Origin of the sequence: Pseudomonas sp. 22515 (assembly GCF_052044625.1) — a bacterium.
Classification (GTDB): domain Bacteria; phylum Pseudomonadota; class Gammaproteobacteria; order Pseudomonadales; family Pseudomonadaceae; genus Aquipseudomonas; species Aquipseudomonas alloputida.
Genome location: NZ_JBQENN010000026.1, coordinates 55362 through 73326, shown reverse-complemented (window position 1 = coordinate 73326; position 17965 = coordinate 55362). Strand labels below are relative to the sequence as shown.

General features: G+C 61.0%; 15 protein-coding genes. 1 reads left to right on the top strand and 14 read right to left on the bottom strand.

Annotation, left to right across the window (positions count from 1 at the left end; all coding sequences use genetic code 11):
• Nucleotides 1–2: 2 nt before the first annotated feature.
• The 7 genes from cysW to ACTJJN_RS21795 all read right to left on the bottom strand — a co-directional run bounded on the left by cysW (nt 3) and on the right by ACTJJN_RS21795 (nt 8521).
• On the bottom strand, nt 3–875 hold the full coding sequence (gene cysW / locus ACTJJN_RS21825; RefSeq protein ID WP_012054036.1) for a sulfate ABC transporter permease subunit CysW: 873 nt from the start codon (nt 873–875) through the stop codon (nt 3–5).
• Between the two features lie 11 nt (nt 876–886).
• The gene (cysT, locus tag ACTJJN_RS21820) at nt 887–1705 is read right to left on the bottom strand and encodes a sulfate ABC transporter permease subunit CysT (protein WP_003248961.1); all 819 of its coding nucleotides are present in this window, start codon (nt 1703–1705) and stop codon (nt 887–889) included.
• A 185-nt stretch (nt 1706–1890) separates the two neighbouring features.
• Nucleotides 1891–2898 carry a sulfate ABC transporter substrate-binding protein gene (locus ACTJJN_RS21815; protein ID WP_017148017.1) on the bottom strand — a complete coding sequence of 336 codons (1008 nt, stop codon included), beginning with the start codon at nt 2896–2898 and terminating at the stop codon, nt 1891–1893.
• Nucleotides 2899–2948: 50 nt separating this feature from the next.
• The gene (gene oscA / locus ACTJJN_RS21810; RefSeq protein WP_003248957.1) at nt 2949–3131 is read right to left on the bottom strand and encodes a sulfur starvation response protein OscA; all 183 of its coding nucleotides are present in this window, start codon (nt 3129–3131) and stop codon (nt 2949–2951) included.
• A gap of 187 nt (nt 3132–3318) precedes the next feature.
• On the bottom strand, nt 3319–6372 hold the full coding sequence (locus ACTJJN_RS21805; protein ID WP_324736880.1) for an efflux RND transporter permease subunit: 3054 nt from the start codon (nt 6370–6372) through the stop codon (nt 3319–3321).
• Complete coding sequence (locus ACTJJN_RS21800) at nt 6369–7436, bottom strand: efflux RND transporter periplasmic adaptor subunit (protein ID WP_324736878.1); 1068 nt, start codon at nt 7434–7436, stop codon at nt 6369–6371. The genes ACTJJN_RS21805 and ACTJJN_RS21800 overlap by 4 nt, the downstream gene beginning before the upstream one ends.
• Nucleotides 7433–8521, bottom strand: a complete 1089-nt coding sequence (locus ACTJJN_RS21795; RefSeq protein ID WP_324736877.1) for an efflux RND transporter periplasmic adaptor subunit — start codon at nt 8519–8521, stop codon at nt 7433–7435. Before ACTJJN_RS21795 ends, ACTJJN_RS21800 begins: the two co-directional genes overlap by 4 nt.
• 266 nt (nt 8522–8787) lie before the next feature.
• Here ACTJJN_RS21795 and ACTJJN_RS21790 point away from each other — a divergent pair, with 266 nt between their 5' ends.
• Nucleotides 8788–9243 (top strand): REP-associated tyrosine transposase, encoded by a 456-nt coding sequence (locus tag ACTJJN_RS21790; protein WP_012054041.1) that lies wholly within the window; start codon nt 8788–8790, stop codon nt 9241–9243.
• A 46-nt stretch (nt 9244–9289) separates the two neighbouring features.
• Here ACTJJN_RS21790 and ACTJJN_RS21785 read toward each other — a convergent pair whose 3' ends face one another.
• From ACTJJN_RS21785 to ACTJJN_RS21755, 7 genes are all read right to left on the bottom strand, one after another.
• Nucleotides 9290–10183: an ABC transporter permease subunit gene (locus ACTJJN_RS21785; protein WP_012054042.1), complete on the bottom strand. Its 894-nt coding sequence runs from the start codon at nt 10181–10183 to the stop codon at nt 9290–9292.
• Nucleotides 10180–11100: an ABC transporter permease subunit gene (locus tag ACTJJN_RS21780; RefSeq protein ID WP_003253736.1), complete on the bottom strand. Its 921-nt coding sequence runs from the start codon at nt 11098–11100 to the stop codon at nt 10180–10182. The genes ACTJJN_RS21785 and ACTJJN_RS21780 overlap by 4 nt, the downstream gene beginning before the upstream one ends.
• Nucleotides 11097–12239, bottom strand: coding sequence for a polyamine ABC transporter ATP-binding protein (gene potA / locus ACTJJN_RS21775; RefSeq protein ID WP_003253733.1), 1143 nt, complete (start codon nt 12237–12239; stop codon nt 11097–11099). Before potA ends, ACTJJN_RS21780 begins: the two co-directional genes overlap by 4 nt.
• Before the next feature lie 70 nt (nt 12240–12309).
• On the bottom strand, nt 12310–13404 hold the full coding sequence (locus tag ACTJJN_RS21770; protein WP_070096201.1) for a polyamine ABC transporter substrate-binding protein: 1095 nt from the start codon (nt 13402–13404) through the stop codon (nt 12310–12312).
• 156 nt (nt 13405–13560) lie between these two features.
• On the bottom strand, nt 13561–14658 hold the full coding sequence (locus ACTJJN_RS21765; protein WP_010955708.1) for a polyamine ABC transporter substrate-binding protein: 1098 nt from the start codon (nt 14656–14658) through the stop codon (nt 13561–13563).
• A 168-nt stretch (nt 14659–14826) separates the two neighbouring features.
• Nucleotides 14827–16188: an aspartate aminotransferase family protein gene (locus ACTJJN_RS21760; protein ID WP_440781605.1), complete on the bottom strand. Its 1362-nt coding sequence runs from the start codon at nt 16186–16188 to the stop codon at nt 14827–14829.
• A gap of 48 nt (nt 16189–16236) precedes the next feature.
• The gene (locus ACTJJN_RS21755; RefSeq protein ID WP_440781604.1) at nt 16237–17595 is read right to left on the bottom strand and encodes a glutamine synthetase family protein; all 1359 of its coding nucleotides are present in this window, start codon (nt 17593–17595) and stop codon (nt 16237–16239) included.
• Nucleotides 17596–17965 lie beyond the last annotated feature (370 nt).

The window sequence follows — 17965 nt, the reverse complement described above, 5'->3', positions numbered from 1 at the left end:
AATCATTCCTCCGCGGCGCTATGGCGCAGGCGGTTAATACGGTTCTCGCTCCACTGCTTGAGCAGCAGGATGAAGAGCGCCAGGATCAGCAACAGGCTGGCCACGCTGAAGGCTGCGACGTGGTTGTACTCGTTGTAGAGAATCTCCACATGCAGCGGCAAGGTGTTGGTCACGCCACGGATGTGGCCCGACACCACCGACACCGCGCCGAACTCGCCCATGGCCCGCGCGGTACACAGCACCACGCCGTAGATCAGCCCCCATTTGATGTTCGGCAGGGTCACGTGCCAGAACATCTGCAAGCCGTTGGCACCGAGCAGCCGTGCAGCCTCCTCCTCCTGCGTGCCTTGCTCCTGCATCAGCGGGATCAGCTCACGGGCCACGAACGGTACGGTAACGAAAATGGTCGCCAGGACAATGCCCGGCAGGGCGAACACGATCTGGATATCGTGGTCCTGCAGCCACGGACCGAACAGGCCTTGCGCGCCGAACATCAGCACGTAGACCAGGCCGGCAATCACGGGTGACACCGAGAACGGCAGGTCGATCAGGGTGACCAGGATGCTCTTGCCACGGAAGGTGTACTTGCTCACGCACCAGGCAGCGCTTACGCCAAATACCAGGTTCAGCGGCACCGAGATAACCACGGCGAGCAGGGTCAGCTTCAGCGCCGACAACGCATCGGGTTCGAAGATCGCCTCGAAGAAGGTGCCAAAACCGTTCTTCAGTGCCTGCGATACCACGATCACCAGCGGCAGCAGCAGGAACAGGGCGAACACCAGCCAGCCAAGGCCGATCAGGATACGCCGTGACGTGGCGCTGCCACGGCGGGCGGCGTTGGCTGCGGCACTTGCACTCAGGGATGAACTGGACATGCCGGCCTCCTTCAAGGGGTTTCGATGCGGCGCTGCAGCAGGTTGATCAGCAGCAGCAGGATGAAGGAAACCACCAGCATCAACACGCCGATGGCGGTCGCGCCGGTGTAGTCGTACTGGTCGAGCTTGACCATGATCAGCAGCGGCAGGATCTCGGTCTTCATCGGCATGTTGCCAGCAATGAAGATCACCGAACCATACTCGCCCACGCCACGGGCGAAGGCCAGGGCAAAGCCGGTGAGCCATGCCGGCAGCAGGGCCGGCGCCAGGATGTGGCGGAACACCTGCAATGGCTTGGCCCCCAGGCAGGCTGCGGCCTCTTCCACTTCACGCGGGATGTCGGCCAGTACCGGCTGCACCGTGCGCACCACGAACGGCAGGGTCACGAAGGTCAGTGCCAGGGTGATGCCCAGCGGGGTGTAGGCGATCTTGAAGCCCAGGTCGGTGGCGAACTGGCCGACCCAGCCCTGCGGCGCGTACAGGGCAGTCAGGGCGATACCGGCAACCGCGGTCGGCAAGGCGAACGGCAGGTCGATCATCGCATCGATGATCTTGCGCCCAGGGAAGGTGTAACGCACCAGCACCCAAGCCAGCAGGGTACCGATCACACCGTTGATGATGGCGGCGAACAGGGCGGTGCCGAAGCTCAGCTTGAGCGCAGCGATCACCCGCGGCGCACTGATGATGGTCCAGAACTGCTCGAAGGTCAGCTGCGAGGCATGGATGAACATGGCCGCCAGCGGTATCAGCACGATCAGGCTGAGGTACACCAAGGTGTAGCCCAGCGTCAGCCCGAAGCCGGGTATGACGGGGGAGATGCGACGCGACATAAATATCCCTGGTTGAACGCACTCAGCCCGGAAACAATCCCGGGCCGGTGCAAGCTTTTGTATCCTGGGGCTGCTTGGCAGCCCATTCGCGACACAAGGCCGCTCCCACAGGGGACTATGGTTCCTTGTGGGGGAGGCCTTGTGCCGCGAATGGGCCGTAACGCGGCCCCGATTTCCTTTGGCCCTTACTGTGCCTGATAGATCTGGTCGAACACACCGCCATCATTGAAGAATTTCGGTTGTGCAGTCTTCCACCCACCAAAGTCCTTGTCGATGGTCACCAGCTCCAGTTTCGGGAACTGCTTGCCGAACTCCGCAGCGACCTTCTCGTCACGCGGGCGGTAGAAGTTCTCGGCGGCAATTTTCTGCCCGGCCGGGCTGTACAGGTGCTTGAGGTATTCGGTGGCAATCTCGGTATTGCCCTTCTTCTCGGCGTTCTTGTCGACCACGGCCACTGGCGGCTCGGCCAGGATCGACAGCGACGGCACGACGATGTCGAACTTGTCGGCACCCCCGTCTTCCTTCAGGGCCAGGAAGGCCTCGTTTTCCCAGGCCAGCAACACGTCGCCCTGGCCATTGTTGACGAAGGTAATGGTCGAACCACGGGCGCCGGTATCCAGCACCGGTACATGCTTGAACAGTTCCTGCACATAGGCCTTGGCCTTCTCTTCGCTACCGCCGGCCTTCAGGCCGTACGCCCATGCTGCGAGGAAGTTCCAGCGCGCACCGCCGGAGGTTTTCGGGTTCGGGGTGATGACCGACACGTCCTTCTTGATCAGGTCGCCCCAGTCCTTGATGCCTTTCGGGTTGCCCTTGCGCACCAGGAACACGATGGTCGAGGTGTACGGAGTGCTGGCGTCAGGCAGGCGAGCCTGCCAGTTCTCGGGCAGGGTCTTGCCAAGTTTGGCCACTTCGTCGATGTCACCGGCCAGGGCCAGGGTCACCACGTCAGCGCGCAGGCCGTCGATCACCGCACGGGCCTGCTTGCCCGACCCCCCATGGGATTGCTGGATTTTCACCTTGTCACCCGGATGGGCCTGTTGCCAGTGTTTGATGAACTCAGCGTTGTACTGCTGGTACAGCTCACGGGTCGGGTCGTAGGACACGTTGAGCAGTTCGTAGTCCTTGGCGATGGCGGAACCGGCAAAAACAGCACTGGCCAGAGCGGCGAGCGCATAACGGCGGATGGACATGGTGAAGCTCCCGATTGGCATTTTTCTAGTTTTGGATGTTGTGGCGCCGATCAGCCGGGCTTGTTGCCGGGCTGTTGCAGGCGGAACTTCTCCTTGCGCTCGATCTGTACGACCTGAGCGTTGTGCACGGTGATCTCCACCGCACCGAAACGCAGGTCGCGCAAGGCGCTCTGGATTTCACGCAAGATGGTGGCTTCGTCCTGACCGTCGATGCTACGCAGAGATGCACTCATGCTCGTTCTCCTTGGAGTGAGGGCGCCGGGCAGAGGTTTGAAGGGGATTTGCGCCTGGCTTGAGGGCAATAGTAGTGAGGCGGGATTATTCTTAAAAATACTGTTTAAGAATTTTTATATAACCATTTAAAAGCACACGCCCCTTGTAGGAGCGGGTNCCCGCTCCTACAAGGGGCCATATGGGCCTTCAGGCGTGTTTCTGCGGCTCGCGGATCTTGTACCAGGCCACGTACAGCGCCGGCAGGAACAGCAGCGTCAGCAAGGTCGCCACGATGATCCCGCCAATCATGGCGTAGGCCATGGGGCCCCAGAACACCTCGCGTGCAATCGGGATCATGCCCAGGCTCGCCGCCGCCGCGGTCAGCAGGATCGGCCGGCGCCGATGGTTGGTGGCCTCCACCACCGCATCCCACGGCGACAGGCCCTGGGCTTCGAACTCGTCGATCTGGGTCACCAGGATCACCGAGTTACGAATGATGATGCCCGCCAGCGCAAGGATGCCGAGGATCGCCACAAAGCCCATCGGCGTACCCGTAGGCACCAGCGCCAACACCACGCCAATCAGCCCGAGCGGCGCCACGCTGACCACCAGGAACAGCTTCTGCACGCTGTGCAACTGGATCATCAGGAAGGTCGCCATGAGGAATAGCATCAGTGGGATGACCTTGGCGATCGGCCCCTGGGCCTTGCTGCTTTCTTCAACCGTACCCCCCGTGGCCACTTCGTAACCGACCGGCAGCTTGCTGGCGAACTCGTCAATTTTTGGCTTCAGCTGGGCCACCAGATCAGTGGGCTGGATCTCGCCATTGACTGAGGCCTTGATGGTGATAGTCGGCTTGCGGTCGCGGCGCCACACCAGCGGCTGTTCCAGTTCGTAGCGCACGGTGGCGAACGACAGCAGCGGGATCGACGTGCCGTTAGGGGTAAGAATTTGCAGGTTCTGCAGGGTATCAGGCGAGCCACGTTCGCTGTCTTCGGCGCGCGCGACCACATCGACCAGGTAGATGTTGTCGTTGACCTGGGTGATCTGCACGCCACTGACGATGCTGTTCATCACATTGGCAACATCTTCGGACGACAGCCCCAGCTGGCGTGCCTTGTCCTGGGCAATTTCCACGCGCAGCACCTTACCCGGCTCGTTCCAGTCGTAGATCATCTCACCGATGTGCTCGTTCTGGTCGAGCAAGGTGGCCAGCTCGATGGCGTGTTTGCGCACCTGGTCGATGTCGGCACCGCTGACCCGGTACTGGATCGGCCGGCCTACCGGCGGGCCCATCTCCAGCGATTGCACGTTGGTGCCGACGCCGACGAACTCTTCGTGCAGGATCTTCTGCAGGCGGTCCATCATGGCCTGACGCTCTTCGAAGCCCTTGCTGACAATCACCAACTGCGCGTAGTAAGGGTTCTGCAACTGCTGATCGAGGGGCAGGTAGAAGCGGATCGCGCCCTGGCCGATGTAGGTACTCCAGTGCACCAGGTCCGGATCGTCCTTGATCCGTGCCTCGAAGCGGTCGACCACCTTGCGCGTCTCCTCGATCGAGGCGTTCTGCGGCAGGTTGAGGTCGACGAGAATTTCCGGGCGGTCCGAGGACGGGAAAAACTGGTTCTGCACAAAACGCATGCAGAAGATCGACAGGGCAAACAGCACCACGGTGCCGATGATGGTCAACCAGCGGTTGCGCATGCACCACAGCAACCCGCCTTCAAATACCCGCCCGACCCGGCCAGGCTCAGCCTCGTGAGCCTTGAGCTTGTCGCCTTTGAGAATATGCACGCCAAGCACCGGCGCGAAGAACACAGCCACCACCCACGACACGATCAGGGCCACGGCAATCACCGCGAACAGGGTGAAGGTGTATTCACCCGCAGAGCTGGCGTTGAGGCCGATAGGCACGAACCCGGCCACGGTCACCAAGGTGCCGGTAAGCATGGGGAAGGCTGTGGAGGTGTAGGCGAACGTCGCCGCCTGCTCCTTGCTTTCACCCATTTCCAGCCGCGTGACCATCACCTCCACGGTAATCATCGCATCGTCCACCAGCAGGCCAAGTGCAATGATCAGCGCACCCAGCGAAATCCGCTGCATGGTGATGCCGCTGTACTCCATGAATACGAACACCATGGCCAGCACCAGTGGGATCGAGCAGGCCACCACCAGCCCGGCGCGCACGCCAAGACTGACAAAGCTCACGGCCAGCACGATCACCACCGCCTCGAACAGCGCGCTGGTGAAACCGCCGACCGCCTGCTTGACCACCACGGCCTGGTCAGAAACGGTGTGTACACCAACACCCACCGGCAGATCCTGGACCACCTGGTCCATGCGCTTTTTCAACGCCGCACCGAACACCTGAATGTTGCCGCCGGCCTTCATGCCGATGGCGAGGCCAAGGGCTGTCTGGCCGTTGTAACGGAACATTGGCGAAGGCGGGTCGACGTAACCGCGCTCGATGTCGGCGATATCGGCCAGGCGGAAGAAGCGGTCGTTGATCCTCAAGTTGACGGTTTGCAGGTCTTTTTCCGAGGCAAACTGCCCGGACGTGCGCACCGAGATGCGCTCCGGGCCGGCCTCGATCATGCCGGCCGGCGTCACCGCATTCTGTGCTTGAAGTGCCTGCATTACCTGGCGCTGGTCAATGCCCAGGGCAGCCAGCTTGCGGGTGGAGAAGTTCAGGTAAAGCACTTCGTCCTGGGTGCCGACCAGCTCGATCTTGCCAATGTTGGGTACATCGCGGACCTCGGCCCTTGCCTGTTCCACGTAGTCCCGCAGTTGGCGCAGCGTCAGGCCGTCGGCGGTAAAGGCATAGATCGAACCGAACACATCACCGAATTCGTCGTTGAAGCCCGGCCCCTGGATACCGGCAGGAAATTCGCCACGAATGTCCTGGATCTTCTTGCGCACCTGGTACCAGATTTCCGGGATGTCCTTGGCCTTGGTGGTGTCGCGAAGATACACGTAGACCGTGGACTCGCCGGGGCGGGTGTAGCTTTTGGTGTAGTCGAGTGAATCGAGTTCCTCGAGCTTCTTCTCGATACGGTCGGTGACCTGGTAGAGGGTTTCGTCCTGGGTCGCACCGGGCCAGCGGGTCTGGATGACCATGGTTTTGATGGTGAACGACGGGTCTTCCTCACGGCCCAGGTTGAAGTAGGAAAAAATCCCCATCAACAGGCCAACGAACATCAGGTACCAGACGAACGATTGATGCTTGAGCGCCCAGTCGGACAGGTTGAAGCTTCCTTTCATTGCGCATCCTCGTCGAAGATGACCTTCTGGCCAGGCTTGAGGCTGTTGACGCCGGCAGTGACCACACGCTCACCGGGCTGCACGCCGGCGCTCAGTACGATGCTGTCATCGGTGCGGTCGATCAGCGCCACGTCACGGGTGGCCACGGTCTTGTGCTGCGTATCGATCACCCACACCTGGGTCTTGCCGTCGCGCTCGAGCAAGGCACTCAAGGGCAGTTCGCTGCGCGGGGACACTTCCGAGCTAAGGGTCACACTGATGGCGGTGCCAAGGTGAAAGGCCGTCGGTGTGCTGGCCAGGGTCAGGCGAGCACGGCGGGTCCGGGTGGTGGCATCGGCCTGGGGCTCCAGTTCGCGCAGGCTGGCCGTGGTGTTGATGGTCGGGTCCAGTTGCGAAGCAACGGTGAAGGTCAGGCCTTTGCTCAACTGCTCGGCCAGATCGATCGGCAGGTCGATTACCGCTTCTTTCACGTCTGGCCGGGCCAGGGTCACCACGGCTTGCCCGGCGGTAACGGTTTGCCCGGCTTCGGCCTGCCACGCAGTAATCACGGCAGCGTGGTCGGTACGCAGGGTGCTGTAGTCGAGCTGGTCGCGGGCCTGGCTGACGGCGGAGCGCGCCTGCTCCAACGCCGCACTGGTGGTTTTCAGGTTGGTCTGGGCAATATCCAGCTGTGCCTGGGCGCCTACCCCACGGTCATACAACTGCTGCTGGCGACGGGCATCGGCCTGGGCGTTGATCCACTGTGCCTGCACCTTGGCCAGATCGCCTTCGGCGGCGCGCAGTTGGTTCTGCTGGTCGGTGGGGTCCAGGGTGGCCAAGGTGTCACCCGGTTTCACCTGGGCGCCCACGTCCAGCCAGCGCCGGGCAATGCGCCCGGAAACCCGGAAGCCCAAGGTGCTTTCGAAGCGCGCCTGAATACTGCCGGCGAAGCGGCCCAGCTGTGACTGCACCTGGGGTTCGACCTTGACCGACAGCACTGGCCGGATCGCCTCTGGTGCCTCTTCTTCGCTACTGCAACCGACCAGCAGCACTCCGGCCGACAGCATCAGCAGCAGACGCTTCATAGCTCACCCCCTGGGCCCTTGGCGTCGACCTTCTGTACCTGCATGCCGGGGTGCAGCAACTGGCCGCCATTGACCACTACGGTCTCGCCGGCTTTCAGGCCGCTGGCGACCACGATCTTGCCGGTGAGGTAACGGCGGATTTTGACTTTGCGCAGTTCCACCTTGTCGCCCTCGCCCACCACCCACACGGCAGGCTCATGCAAGGCCTTGGTCAGCGCCGACCACGGCAGCTCGATGCTGGGCCGGCCCTGGGCATTGGTGGTGGCAGTAACCGGTGCCCCCAATTGCATCCCGGGCGGCACGTCCTTGAGCCCCACCTTGACCTGCACGGTGCCGCTTTGCGCCGACACGGTGGGGGTTATTTCGCGCACGAAGCCACGGGCCTGGACCTTGGGATCGTCCAGCAGGCTCACGACTACCCCGGCATCGCTGGGCGGCGCCACCAGCAGCGACTCGTAGACGTTGAACACCGCATCGCGGTCGCCATCGACGGCCAGGCTGAAGATCGGCATGGTCGCCTGCACCACTTGGCCAACCTCGGCCTGGCGCTCGGTGATGACCCCGGCGGCCTCGGAGACCAGTGCGGTGTAGCCGAGTTGCTCGTTGGCATTGGCCAGTTGCGCCTGGGCGGCCTTGAGTGCGCTCTGATTGCTGCGCAGCGCGGCTTCGGCAGCATCGTATTCGCTCTGGCTGGTGTAGCCCTTGGGCAGCAGTTTTTGCTGGCGCACGAAGGCCGCACTGGTCTGGGTAACGCGCGCCTGCGCGGCGAATACTTCGGCCTTGGCCGAGTCGACATTGTTCTGCAGGTCTTTCGGGTCAAGCCGGGCCAGCACCTGGTTGGCCTTGACGTGATCGCCTACGTCGACGCTACGCGAAATGATCTTGCCGCCGACGCGGAATGACAAATCGGTCTGCACCCGTGCCTGTACGTCGCCGGTCAGGGTGACCCTGGCAGCGAAATCGGTGGGTTGTACCTGCTGCACCCCCACCCGAGGCAGCGTCTTGGGGACCTCTTCCTTGCTACAGCCGGTGAGCATGTACAACAACCCCAGACAGATGACCGACAGCGGACGCATCAACGCCATGCTGGCTCCTTGCTTGCGCACAAATGATTTGTGGGATGCGACTGTGAGCGTAGTTCAGGGTTCGATAAACATCACTGGCGGGGGCCATGCTGGCATTTTTGGTGCCTGTGGGGGCCTCTTCGCGGGCACGCCCGCTCCCACANCCCGCGAAGAGGCCTCCACAGCCAGGTATCAGTATCTGCCATATCCAGAAACCATCGGTCTTCTGCCATCCCCGCTCCAACCGCTACCTTTCACGGGGAGGCTCACATTCAAGGAAGATCAAAATGCCGTTAGCCGAATCCCACCGACTGCGCCGCGGGCGCTTCTCCGAGCCTGGCAGGCTCTACATGCTGACCACCATCACGCATCAACGCAAACCACTGTTCCGCGACTTCCACCATGCCCGTCTGGTGGTCAAACACCTTCGGGTCTCAGATGACATTCAGGACTGCCAATCGTTGGCCTGGGTAGTGATGCCGGACCATCTGCATTGGCTAATTGAACTGAAAGAAGTGACATTGGGAACGCTGATGCGCAAGTTCAAATCACGCACAGCGATTGCCTTGCGCAAGGCCGGTGTCGGGCACAAGCCGATATGGCAATCGGGTTACCAGGACCATGCGCTGCGGCGCGAAGAGTGTGTGGTTCATGTAGCCCGGTACATTGTTGCCAATCCCTTGAGGGCTGGATTGGTCAGAAGTATCAGGGACTATCCACATTGGGATGCGGTATGGCTTTGAATCGGTGCTGGAGCCTTCGCGGGCATGCCCGCNCGAAAGGGCCAGGTCAGGCCGACGCAGCCACCGGCGCCGGGCGCTTGACTTGCGGCTGCGAAGCGTTGGCTGCAGCACCCTCTTCGATCGCCTGCTGAATCGCCTTGCGACGACGCTCTTCGGCCTGGCGGCTGAAGTACCAGACGAAGAAGGTCACCAGCGATACCGACAGCAAGATCAGGCTGGCCACGGCGTTGATCTCCGGTTTCACACCCAGGCGCACCGCCGAGAACACTTCCATCGGCAAGGTGGTCGAGCCAGGCCCGGAGACGAAGCTGGCCAATACCAGGTCGTCCAGCGACAGGGCAAACGACATCATGCCGCCCGCCGCCAGCGATGGCGCGATCATCGGGATGGTGATCAGGAAGAACACCTTCCACGGCTTGGCACCCAGGTCCATCGCCGCTTCCTCGATCGACAGGTCCAGCTCACGCAGGCGAGCCGACACCACCACCGCCACATACGCCGCACAGAACGTTGTATGGGCGATCCAGATGGTGACGATACCCCGCTCCTGCGGCCAGCCGATCATCTGCGCCATGGCCACGAACAGCAGCAACAGCGACAGACCGGTGATCACTTCGGGCATTACCAGCGGCGCAGTGACCAGGCCACCGAACAGCGTGCGGCCCTTGAAGCGGGTGACGCGGGTCAGCACGAAGGCCGCCAGGGTACCCAGCGCCACTGCCGCCACCGCCGTGTAGCAGGCGATTTCCAGCGAGCGCATCACCGAACCCATCAGCTGGGTGTTGTCGAGCAGGCCGACGTACCATTTGATCGACCAGCCGCCCCACACCGTCACCAGCTTGGAGGCGTTGAACGAGTAGATCACCAGGATCAACATCGGCAGGTAGATGAACAGCAAGCCGAGCACCAGCATCAGCTTGGAGAAACTGAAGCGTTTCATGCGCGGCCCTCCATCTCTTTGGCCTGGCTACGGTTGAACAGCAGGATCGGCACGATCAGGATCGCCAGCATCACCACTGCCAGGGCGGATGCCACCGGCCAGTCACGGTTGTTGAAGAACTCCTGCCACAGCACTTTACCGATCATCAGGGTTTCCGGGCCACCCAGCAGTTCCGGGATCACGAACTCGCCCACCACCGGGATGAACACCAGCATGCAGCCGGCGATGATGCCGTTTTTCGACAGCGGTACCGTGATCTTCCAGAAGCTGTTGAAGGTGCTCGAACCCAGGTCGGATGCAGCTTCGAGCAGGCTCGGATCATGCTTCACCAGGTTGGCGAACAGCGGCAGGATCATGAACGGCAGGTACGAATAGACCACGCCGATGTAGACCGCCAGGTTGGTGTTGAGGATCTGCAACGGCTGGTCGATCAACCCGGTCCACAGGAGGAAACCGTTGAGCAGGCCGTTGTTGCTGAGGATACCCATCCAGGCATAGACGCGGATCAGGATCGCGGTCCAGGTTGGCATCATGATCAGCAACAGCAGGACCGTCTGGGTCTCCTTCTTGGCGTTGGCAATGGCGTAGGCCATCGGGAAGCCGATCAGCAGGCACAGCAGGGTGCTGAAGAACGCCATCTTCAACGAACCCAGGTAGGCCGAGAGGTACAGCTCATCCTCGGTCAACAGCCCGTAGTTGGCCAGGTTGAGGACCAGCTGGATCTTGTCTTCGACGTAGGTATAGATCTCGGTATACGGCGGGATTGCCACGTCAGCTTCGGCAAAACTGATCTTCAGGACGATGAAGAACGGCAGCATGAAGAACAGGAACAGCCAGATGAACGGCACGCCGATCACCAAGTGCCGCCCCTCCGGGACCAGACGCTGGAAGGCTCGCTTGAGCTTGCGCAGTTTCATGACCGCAGTACCACGCCGCTGTCGTCTTCCCACCATACGTACACTTCATCGCCCCAGGTCGGACGGGTACCTTGGCGCTCGGCGTTGGCAACGAACGACTGGACGATCTTGCCGCTCGGCAGCTCCACATAGAACACCGAGTGGCCGCCCAGGTAGGCGATGTCGTGGATCTTGCCGCGCGACCAGTTGTGCTCGCAGGTTGGCTGCTGGGTGGTGACCAGCATCTTTTCCGGGCGCAGGGCGTAGGTGATGTGCTTGTCTTCCACCGAGGTGGTGATGCCGTGGCCCACGTAGATCTTGCGCTCCAGCTCCGGGCTGGCAATGATCGCGTAGCCTTCGGCGTCGTCGACCACGTCACCTTCGAACAGGTTGACGTTACCGATGAACTCGCACACCAGGCGGCTGGTAGGTGTCTCGTAGATGTCCACTGGCGAGCCGATCTGGGCGATCCAGCCCAGGTGCATGATGGCGATGCGCTGGGCCATGGTCATGGCCTCTTCCTGATCGTGGGTCACCATCACGCAGGTTACACCCACGCGCTCGATGATCTCGACCAGCTCCAGCTGCATCTGCGAACGCAGTTTCTTGTCCAGCGCACCCATCGGCTCGTCGAGCAGCAGCAGTTTGGGGCGCTTGGCCAGCGAGCGGGCCAACGCCACACGCTGACGCTGGCCGCCCGACAACTGGTGCGGCTTGCGCTTGGCGTACTGGGTCATGTGCACCAGCTTGAGCATCTCGGCCACGCGGGCATCGATCTCGGCCTTGGGCATCTTGTCCTGCTGCAGGCCGAAGGCGATGTTCTGCGCCACGGTCATGTGCGGGAACAGCGCGTAGGACTGGAACATCATGTTGATCGGCCGCTCGTACGGCGGCATGTCGGTGATGTCGACGCCATCGAGGAAGATCCGCCCTTCGGACGGGCGCTCGAAGCCGGCCAGCATGCGCAGCAAGGTGGACTTGCCGGAACCGGAGCCGCCCAGCAGGGCAAAGATCTCGCCCTTGCGGATTTCCAGGGACACATCGTCCACGGCTACCGTTTCGTCGAACTTTTTCGTGACCCGGTCGATCTTGACCAGCACCTGCTTGGGTTGCTGGCCACCCTCGAGGGCTTTTTTATAGGCACCGGAGGCAACTGCCATGAGTGAAACTCCCAACAAGATTTTTGTGCCCGCGTGGCCTGTTCTACGGTGCCGTCGCGGGTCTGGATTTTTACTTGCCCGACTTGACCTTGGTCCAGCTGCGGGTCATCAGCCGTTGCACCTTGGGTGGCAACTCTGAGTTCACGAACATCTTGTCCAGCACTTCCTGCGGTGGGTAAACCGCGGCGTCAGTCCTTACGGCCTGGTCCATCAGGGCGCCAGCCTTGGGGTTCGGGTTGGCGTAACCGACGTAATCACTGACCTGGGCGATAACCTCAGGTTTCAGCAAATAGTTGATGAAGGCATGCGCCTCTTTGACGTTCTTGGCGTCCTTGGGGATCGCCAGCACGTCGAACCAGAGGTTGCCGCCTTCCTTGGGAATGGCGTAGGCCAGGTTCACGCCCTTCTTCGCTTCTTCAGCGCGGGCCTTGGCCTGGAACACATCACCCGAAAAACCTGCCGCGACGCAGATGTCGCCGTTGGCCAGGTCGGTGATGTACTTGGACGAGTGGAAGTAGGTCACATACGGGCGCACCGCCAGCAGCTTCTGCTCGGCCTTGGCGTAATCCTTGGGGTCGGTGCTGTTGGGGTTGAGGCCCATGTAGTTGAGCACCGCGGGCAGCATTTCGTCTGCCGAGTCGAGGAAGGCCACACCGCACTTGGAGAGCTTCTTCATGTTTTCGGGCTCGAACAGCACGGCCCAGGAATCGATGGTATCCACGCCCAGCGCAGCCTTGACCTTGTCGACGTTGTAACCGATGCCGTTGGTACCCCACAGGTAAGGCACCGCGTACTGGTTGCCCGGGTCGTTCTTTTCCAGGCGCTTCATCAACGCCGGGTCGAGGTTGGCATAGTTGGGCAGCAGGTTCTTGTCGAGCTTCTGGAAGGCGCCCGCCTTGATCTGCTTGCCCAGGAAATGGTTGGACGGCACCACCACGTCATAGCCGGTGTTACCGGCCAGCAGCTTGCCTTCCAGGGTTTCGTTGGAGTCGAACACGTCTTGCACGGGCTTGATGCCCGTAGCTTTCTCGAAGTCCGCGAGTGTAGTCGGGCCGATGTAGTCGGACCAGTTATAGAAGTGCACCGTCGGCGCCGCTTGGACGCTGCACGCCAGCGTCAGGCCCGCGCTGGCCATCAAGGCCTTGCGGAATACAGAAATAGACAAGTGGGGGTCCTCACAATCAGTGCCTGGGTAGCGACAATGCTGCCGCACACGCAAAACCGGCGCGCAACTTAACTTCGCAGCTTCGATGCCGCAATCATCAATTACCTTTCAATGGCTCTGGGCCGGCAAACCCGGCCCAGATGTGTCACATCGGGCTTACTTGCCCGACTTGATCTTCGTCCAGCTGCGGGTGATCACTCGCTGCACAGAAGCGTCAGGCGCAGCGATCGCATACAGCTGCTTCTTCACTTCGGCAGGCGGGTAGATGCTTGGGTCGCTGGTGATGTCTTTGTCCACGAACGGGGTGGCAGCAGCGTTACCGTTCGGGAAACGCACGGCGTTGGTGATTTCAGCCATGATTTCCGGCTGCATCAGGAAGTTCATGAACTCGTAGGCCGCGTCTTTATGCTCGGCATCTTTCGGGATGGCGACCATGTCGTAGAAAGTACCGGCACCTTCCTTCGGAATGACGTAGTCCACTTTGACCTTGTCGCCCGCTTCATGGGCACGGGCCTTGGACTGCTCCAGGTCACCCGAGTAACCGACGGCTACACAGATGTTGCCGTTGGCCATGTCGCCGATGTACTTGGACGAGTGGAAATAGGTGATCGAAGGACGAATCTTGAGGAACAGGTCCTCGGCGGCCTTCAGGTCTTCTTTCTTGGTGCTGTCGGTCGGCTTGCCGAGGTAGTGCAGCGCAGCCGGGAGCATTTCAGTCGGGGCGTCGAGGAAGCTCACGCCGCAGCTCTTGAGCTTGGCGATGTTCTCAGGCTTGAACACCACGTCCCACGAATCGATCTTGTCCACGCCCAGCGCAGCCTTGACCTTTTCCGGGTTGTAGCCAATGCCGATCGAGCCCCACATGTAAGGGAAGGCATGCTTGTTGTCCTTGTCGCTGGCATCGCCAACGGCCTTGAGCAGGTCGGGGTCGAGGTTCTTCCAGTTCGGCAGCTTGGACCGGTCCAGCTCCTCGTACACACCCGCCTTGATCTGCTTGGCCAGGAAATTGTTCGAAGGCACGACGATGTCATAGCCCGACTTGCCTGCCAGCAGCTTGGCTTCCAGGGTTTCGTTGCTGTCGAAGACGTCGTACTTGACCTTGATCCCTGTCTGCTTCTCGAACTTGGCGATGGTGTCCGGAGCGATGTAATCCGACCAGTTATAGACGTTCAACACTTTGTCTTCAGCCTGAACAGCGGAGGCCATGGCACCCATCAGGGCGGCGGCCAGCAACGTCTTGCCCATTTTATTCATGCGTAATGCTCCAGAATTTTTATTTAGCAACTGTCCAGCAGCCAGAACCCACGGTGCAGAGCGCGCGGCGACTGAAACAGTCGCTAGTCTGGCAAGTTACAAGGCCCTGTATCAAGGAAAGCAGGGCCATGTAACGACTTAATGTCACAACGCTAGCCTAGCAAACGCTTATCGAATCGCCTCAAGGGTCAGGTCCAGGCACTTGCGCGCCTTTTCCACCAGTTCGTCGATCTCCGCATGGCTGATTACCAGCGGCGGCGCGATGATCATGGTGTCACCCACCGCGCGCATGATGAGCCCGTTCTCGAAGCAGAAGGTGCGACAGATCATGCCCACGCCCTTGCCCTCGTAACGGCTGCGGGTGGCCTTGTCCTTGACCAGCTCGATCGCACCCAGCAGGCCTAGGCCGCGCACTTCACCCACCAGTGGATGGTCCTGCAGCTCACGCAAACGCTTTTGCAAATACGGTGCCGCTTCCGTGCGCGCCTTCTCGACAATTTTCTCGTCACGCAGGATGCGCAGGTTTTCCAGGCCCACCGCGGCCGCCACCGGGTGACCGGAGTAGGTGAAACCGTGGTTGAAGTCGCCGCCTTCGCTGATCACCTTGGCCACGGTGTCACGCACAATCACACCGCCCATGGGGATGTAACCGGAGGTCAGGCCTTTCGCGATGGTCATCAGGTCAGGCTTGAGGTCGTAGTAATCAGAGCCAAACCACTCGCCGGTACGGCCGAAGCCGCAGATCACCTCGTCGGCGACGAACAGAATGTCGTACCTGGCGAGGATCTCCTTCACCTTCGGCCAGTAGGTTTGCGGCGGGATGATCACGCCACCTGCGCCCTGGATCGGCTCGGCGATGAAGGCAGCGACGTTGTCTTCGCCGACTTCGAGGATCTTCTTCTCCAACTGCTCGGCGGCCCAGATACCGAATTCGTCAGGGGTCATGTCGCCACCCTCGCCGAACCAGTACGGCTGAGGGATGTGTACGATGCCCGGAATCGGCAGGCCACCCTGCTCGTGCATGCCGCTCATGCCGCCCAGGCAAGCACCGGCGAAGGTGGAGCCGTGGTAACCGTTGATGCGGCCGATGATGGTCTGCTTGTGCGGTTTGCCCTTCAGCGCCCAGTAGTGGCGCACCATGCGCAGCACAGTGTCGTTGCCTTCGGAGCCGGAGCCGGTGAAGAACACATGGGTCATACCTTTCGGCGCCACGTCGGTGATCGCCTTGGCCAGCTCGAGCGCAGGCGGGTGAGCGGTCTGGAAGAACAGGTTGTAGTACGGCAGCTCGCGCATCTGTTTTTCCGCCGCCTGCACCAGCTCTTCACGTCCGTAGCCGACCGCCACGCACCACAGACCGGCCATGCCGTCGAGGATCTTGTGCCCCTCGCTATCCCACAAATGCACACCCTGGGCCTTGGTGATGATGCGCGGCCCCTTCTCCTTCAGTTGCTTGTAGTCACTGAAAGGTGCGAGGTGATGCTCCCCGCTCAGGGTTTGCCATTCACGGGTTTGCGGGTTGTTGACGCTCATGTGCTTCTCCGTTATTGGACCGCCGCGCTCCTGCGGCACCAGGGTTGATCAGACAGCGAACAGCAGGAACTCACGCTCCCACGAACTGATGACACGTTTGAAGTTTTCGTGCTCGGCGCGCTTGGTCGCGACATACCCGGTAATGAATTTCTTGCCCAGGTACTGCCCCAGCGCACGGCTGTTTTCCATGCGTTCCAAAGCGTCTTCGATGGTCAGGGGCAGGCGCAGGTTGCGGCGTTCGTAACCACGGCCCTGCACTGGCGCGCTGGCCTCGATGCCTTCGACCATGCCGATGTAGCCACACAGCAGGCTGGCGGCGATGGCCAGGTATGGGTTGGCGTCGGCGCCCGGCAGGCGGTTTTCGACGCGCCGGCTTTGCGGGCCGGCATCCGGTACACGCAGGCCGACGGTGCGGTTTTCTTCGCCCCACTCCACGTTTACCGGCGCCGAAGTGTCGGGCAGGAAGCGGCGGAACGAGTTGACGTTGGGCGCGAACAGCGGCAGCGCCTCGGGGATGAACTTCTGCAGGCCACCAATGTGGTTGAGGAACAGCTCGCTCATGCTGCCGTCTTCATTGCTGAAGATGTTCTTGCCGGTGGCCACGTCGACCACACTCTGGTGCAGGTGCATGGCACTGCCCGGCTCGCCGGTCATCGGTTTGGCCATGAAAGTGGCAGCCACGTTGTGCTTGAGCGCCGCCTCGCGCATGGTGCGCTTGAACACCAGGATCTGGTCGGCCAGGTGCAGAGCGTCGCCGTGACGGAAGTTGATTTCCATCTGCGCCGTGCCGTCTTCGTGGATCAGCGTGTCGAGGTCCAGCTGCTGCAGCTCGCACCAGTCGTAGACGTCTTCGAACAGCGGGTCGAATTCGTTGGCAGCTTCGATCGAGAACGACTGACGGCCGGTTTCCGGGCGACCGGAACGGCCTACCGGGGGCTGCAGCGGGAAGTCCGGGTCTTCGCTGCGCTTGGTCAGGTAGAACTCCATCTCCGGTGCGACGATCGGCTGCCAGCCCTTGTCAGCGTATAGCTTGAGCACTTTCTTCAGCACGTTGCGCGGCGACAGTTCGACCGGGTTGCCCTTCTTGTCGTAGGTGTCGTGGATGACCTGTGCGGTTGGCTCGATGGCCCACGGCACGAGGAACACGGCGTTCTCGTCAGGGCGGCAGATCATGTCGATGTCTGCAGGGTCGAGCAGTTCGTAATAGATGTCGTCGTCGACGTAATCGCCGGTCACGGTCTGCAGCAGCACGCTCTCGGGCAGCCGCATGCCTTTTTCAGCGATGAATTTGTTGGTTGGCGAAATCTTGCCGCGCGTGATGCCGGTGAGGTCGCTGATCATGCATTCGACTTCGGTGATCTTGTGCTCTTTCAACCAATCGGTGAGCTGGTCGAGGTTGTTACTCATAAATACCTCAGGAGGTAAGGTGGTCCGCGACTTGATTCTGGATGGAGTCGATTGCTAAAGCAAAAACCCACGCGCAGAGCCACAGTGGATACACTGAAATCAGCTGTGTCCGTAATGAGTTCAAAAGGCAGGAAGACGAAGCGAAGGGCGGCAAGCCGCTACGAGGACGGGTCCGGGAACGCCAAACGTCAATTATTGCGGCCAGGGCGACCACGCCATTGACGAAGCTTGCAAAAACGACGGAAGTACCCGATTGCACTGCGCACGCAGTACTTTCAGGTCGCGGCAAGCGGACCATGTGACCCTCGTATTATTGTGTTCTGGGTTGTGACCGAGCTTAGCCTTGTTCATTTTTTTACACAACACTTCC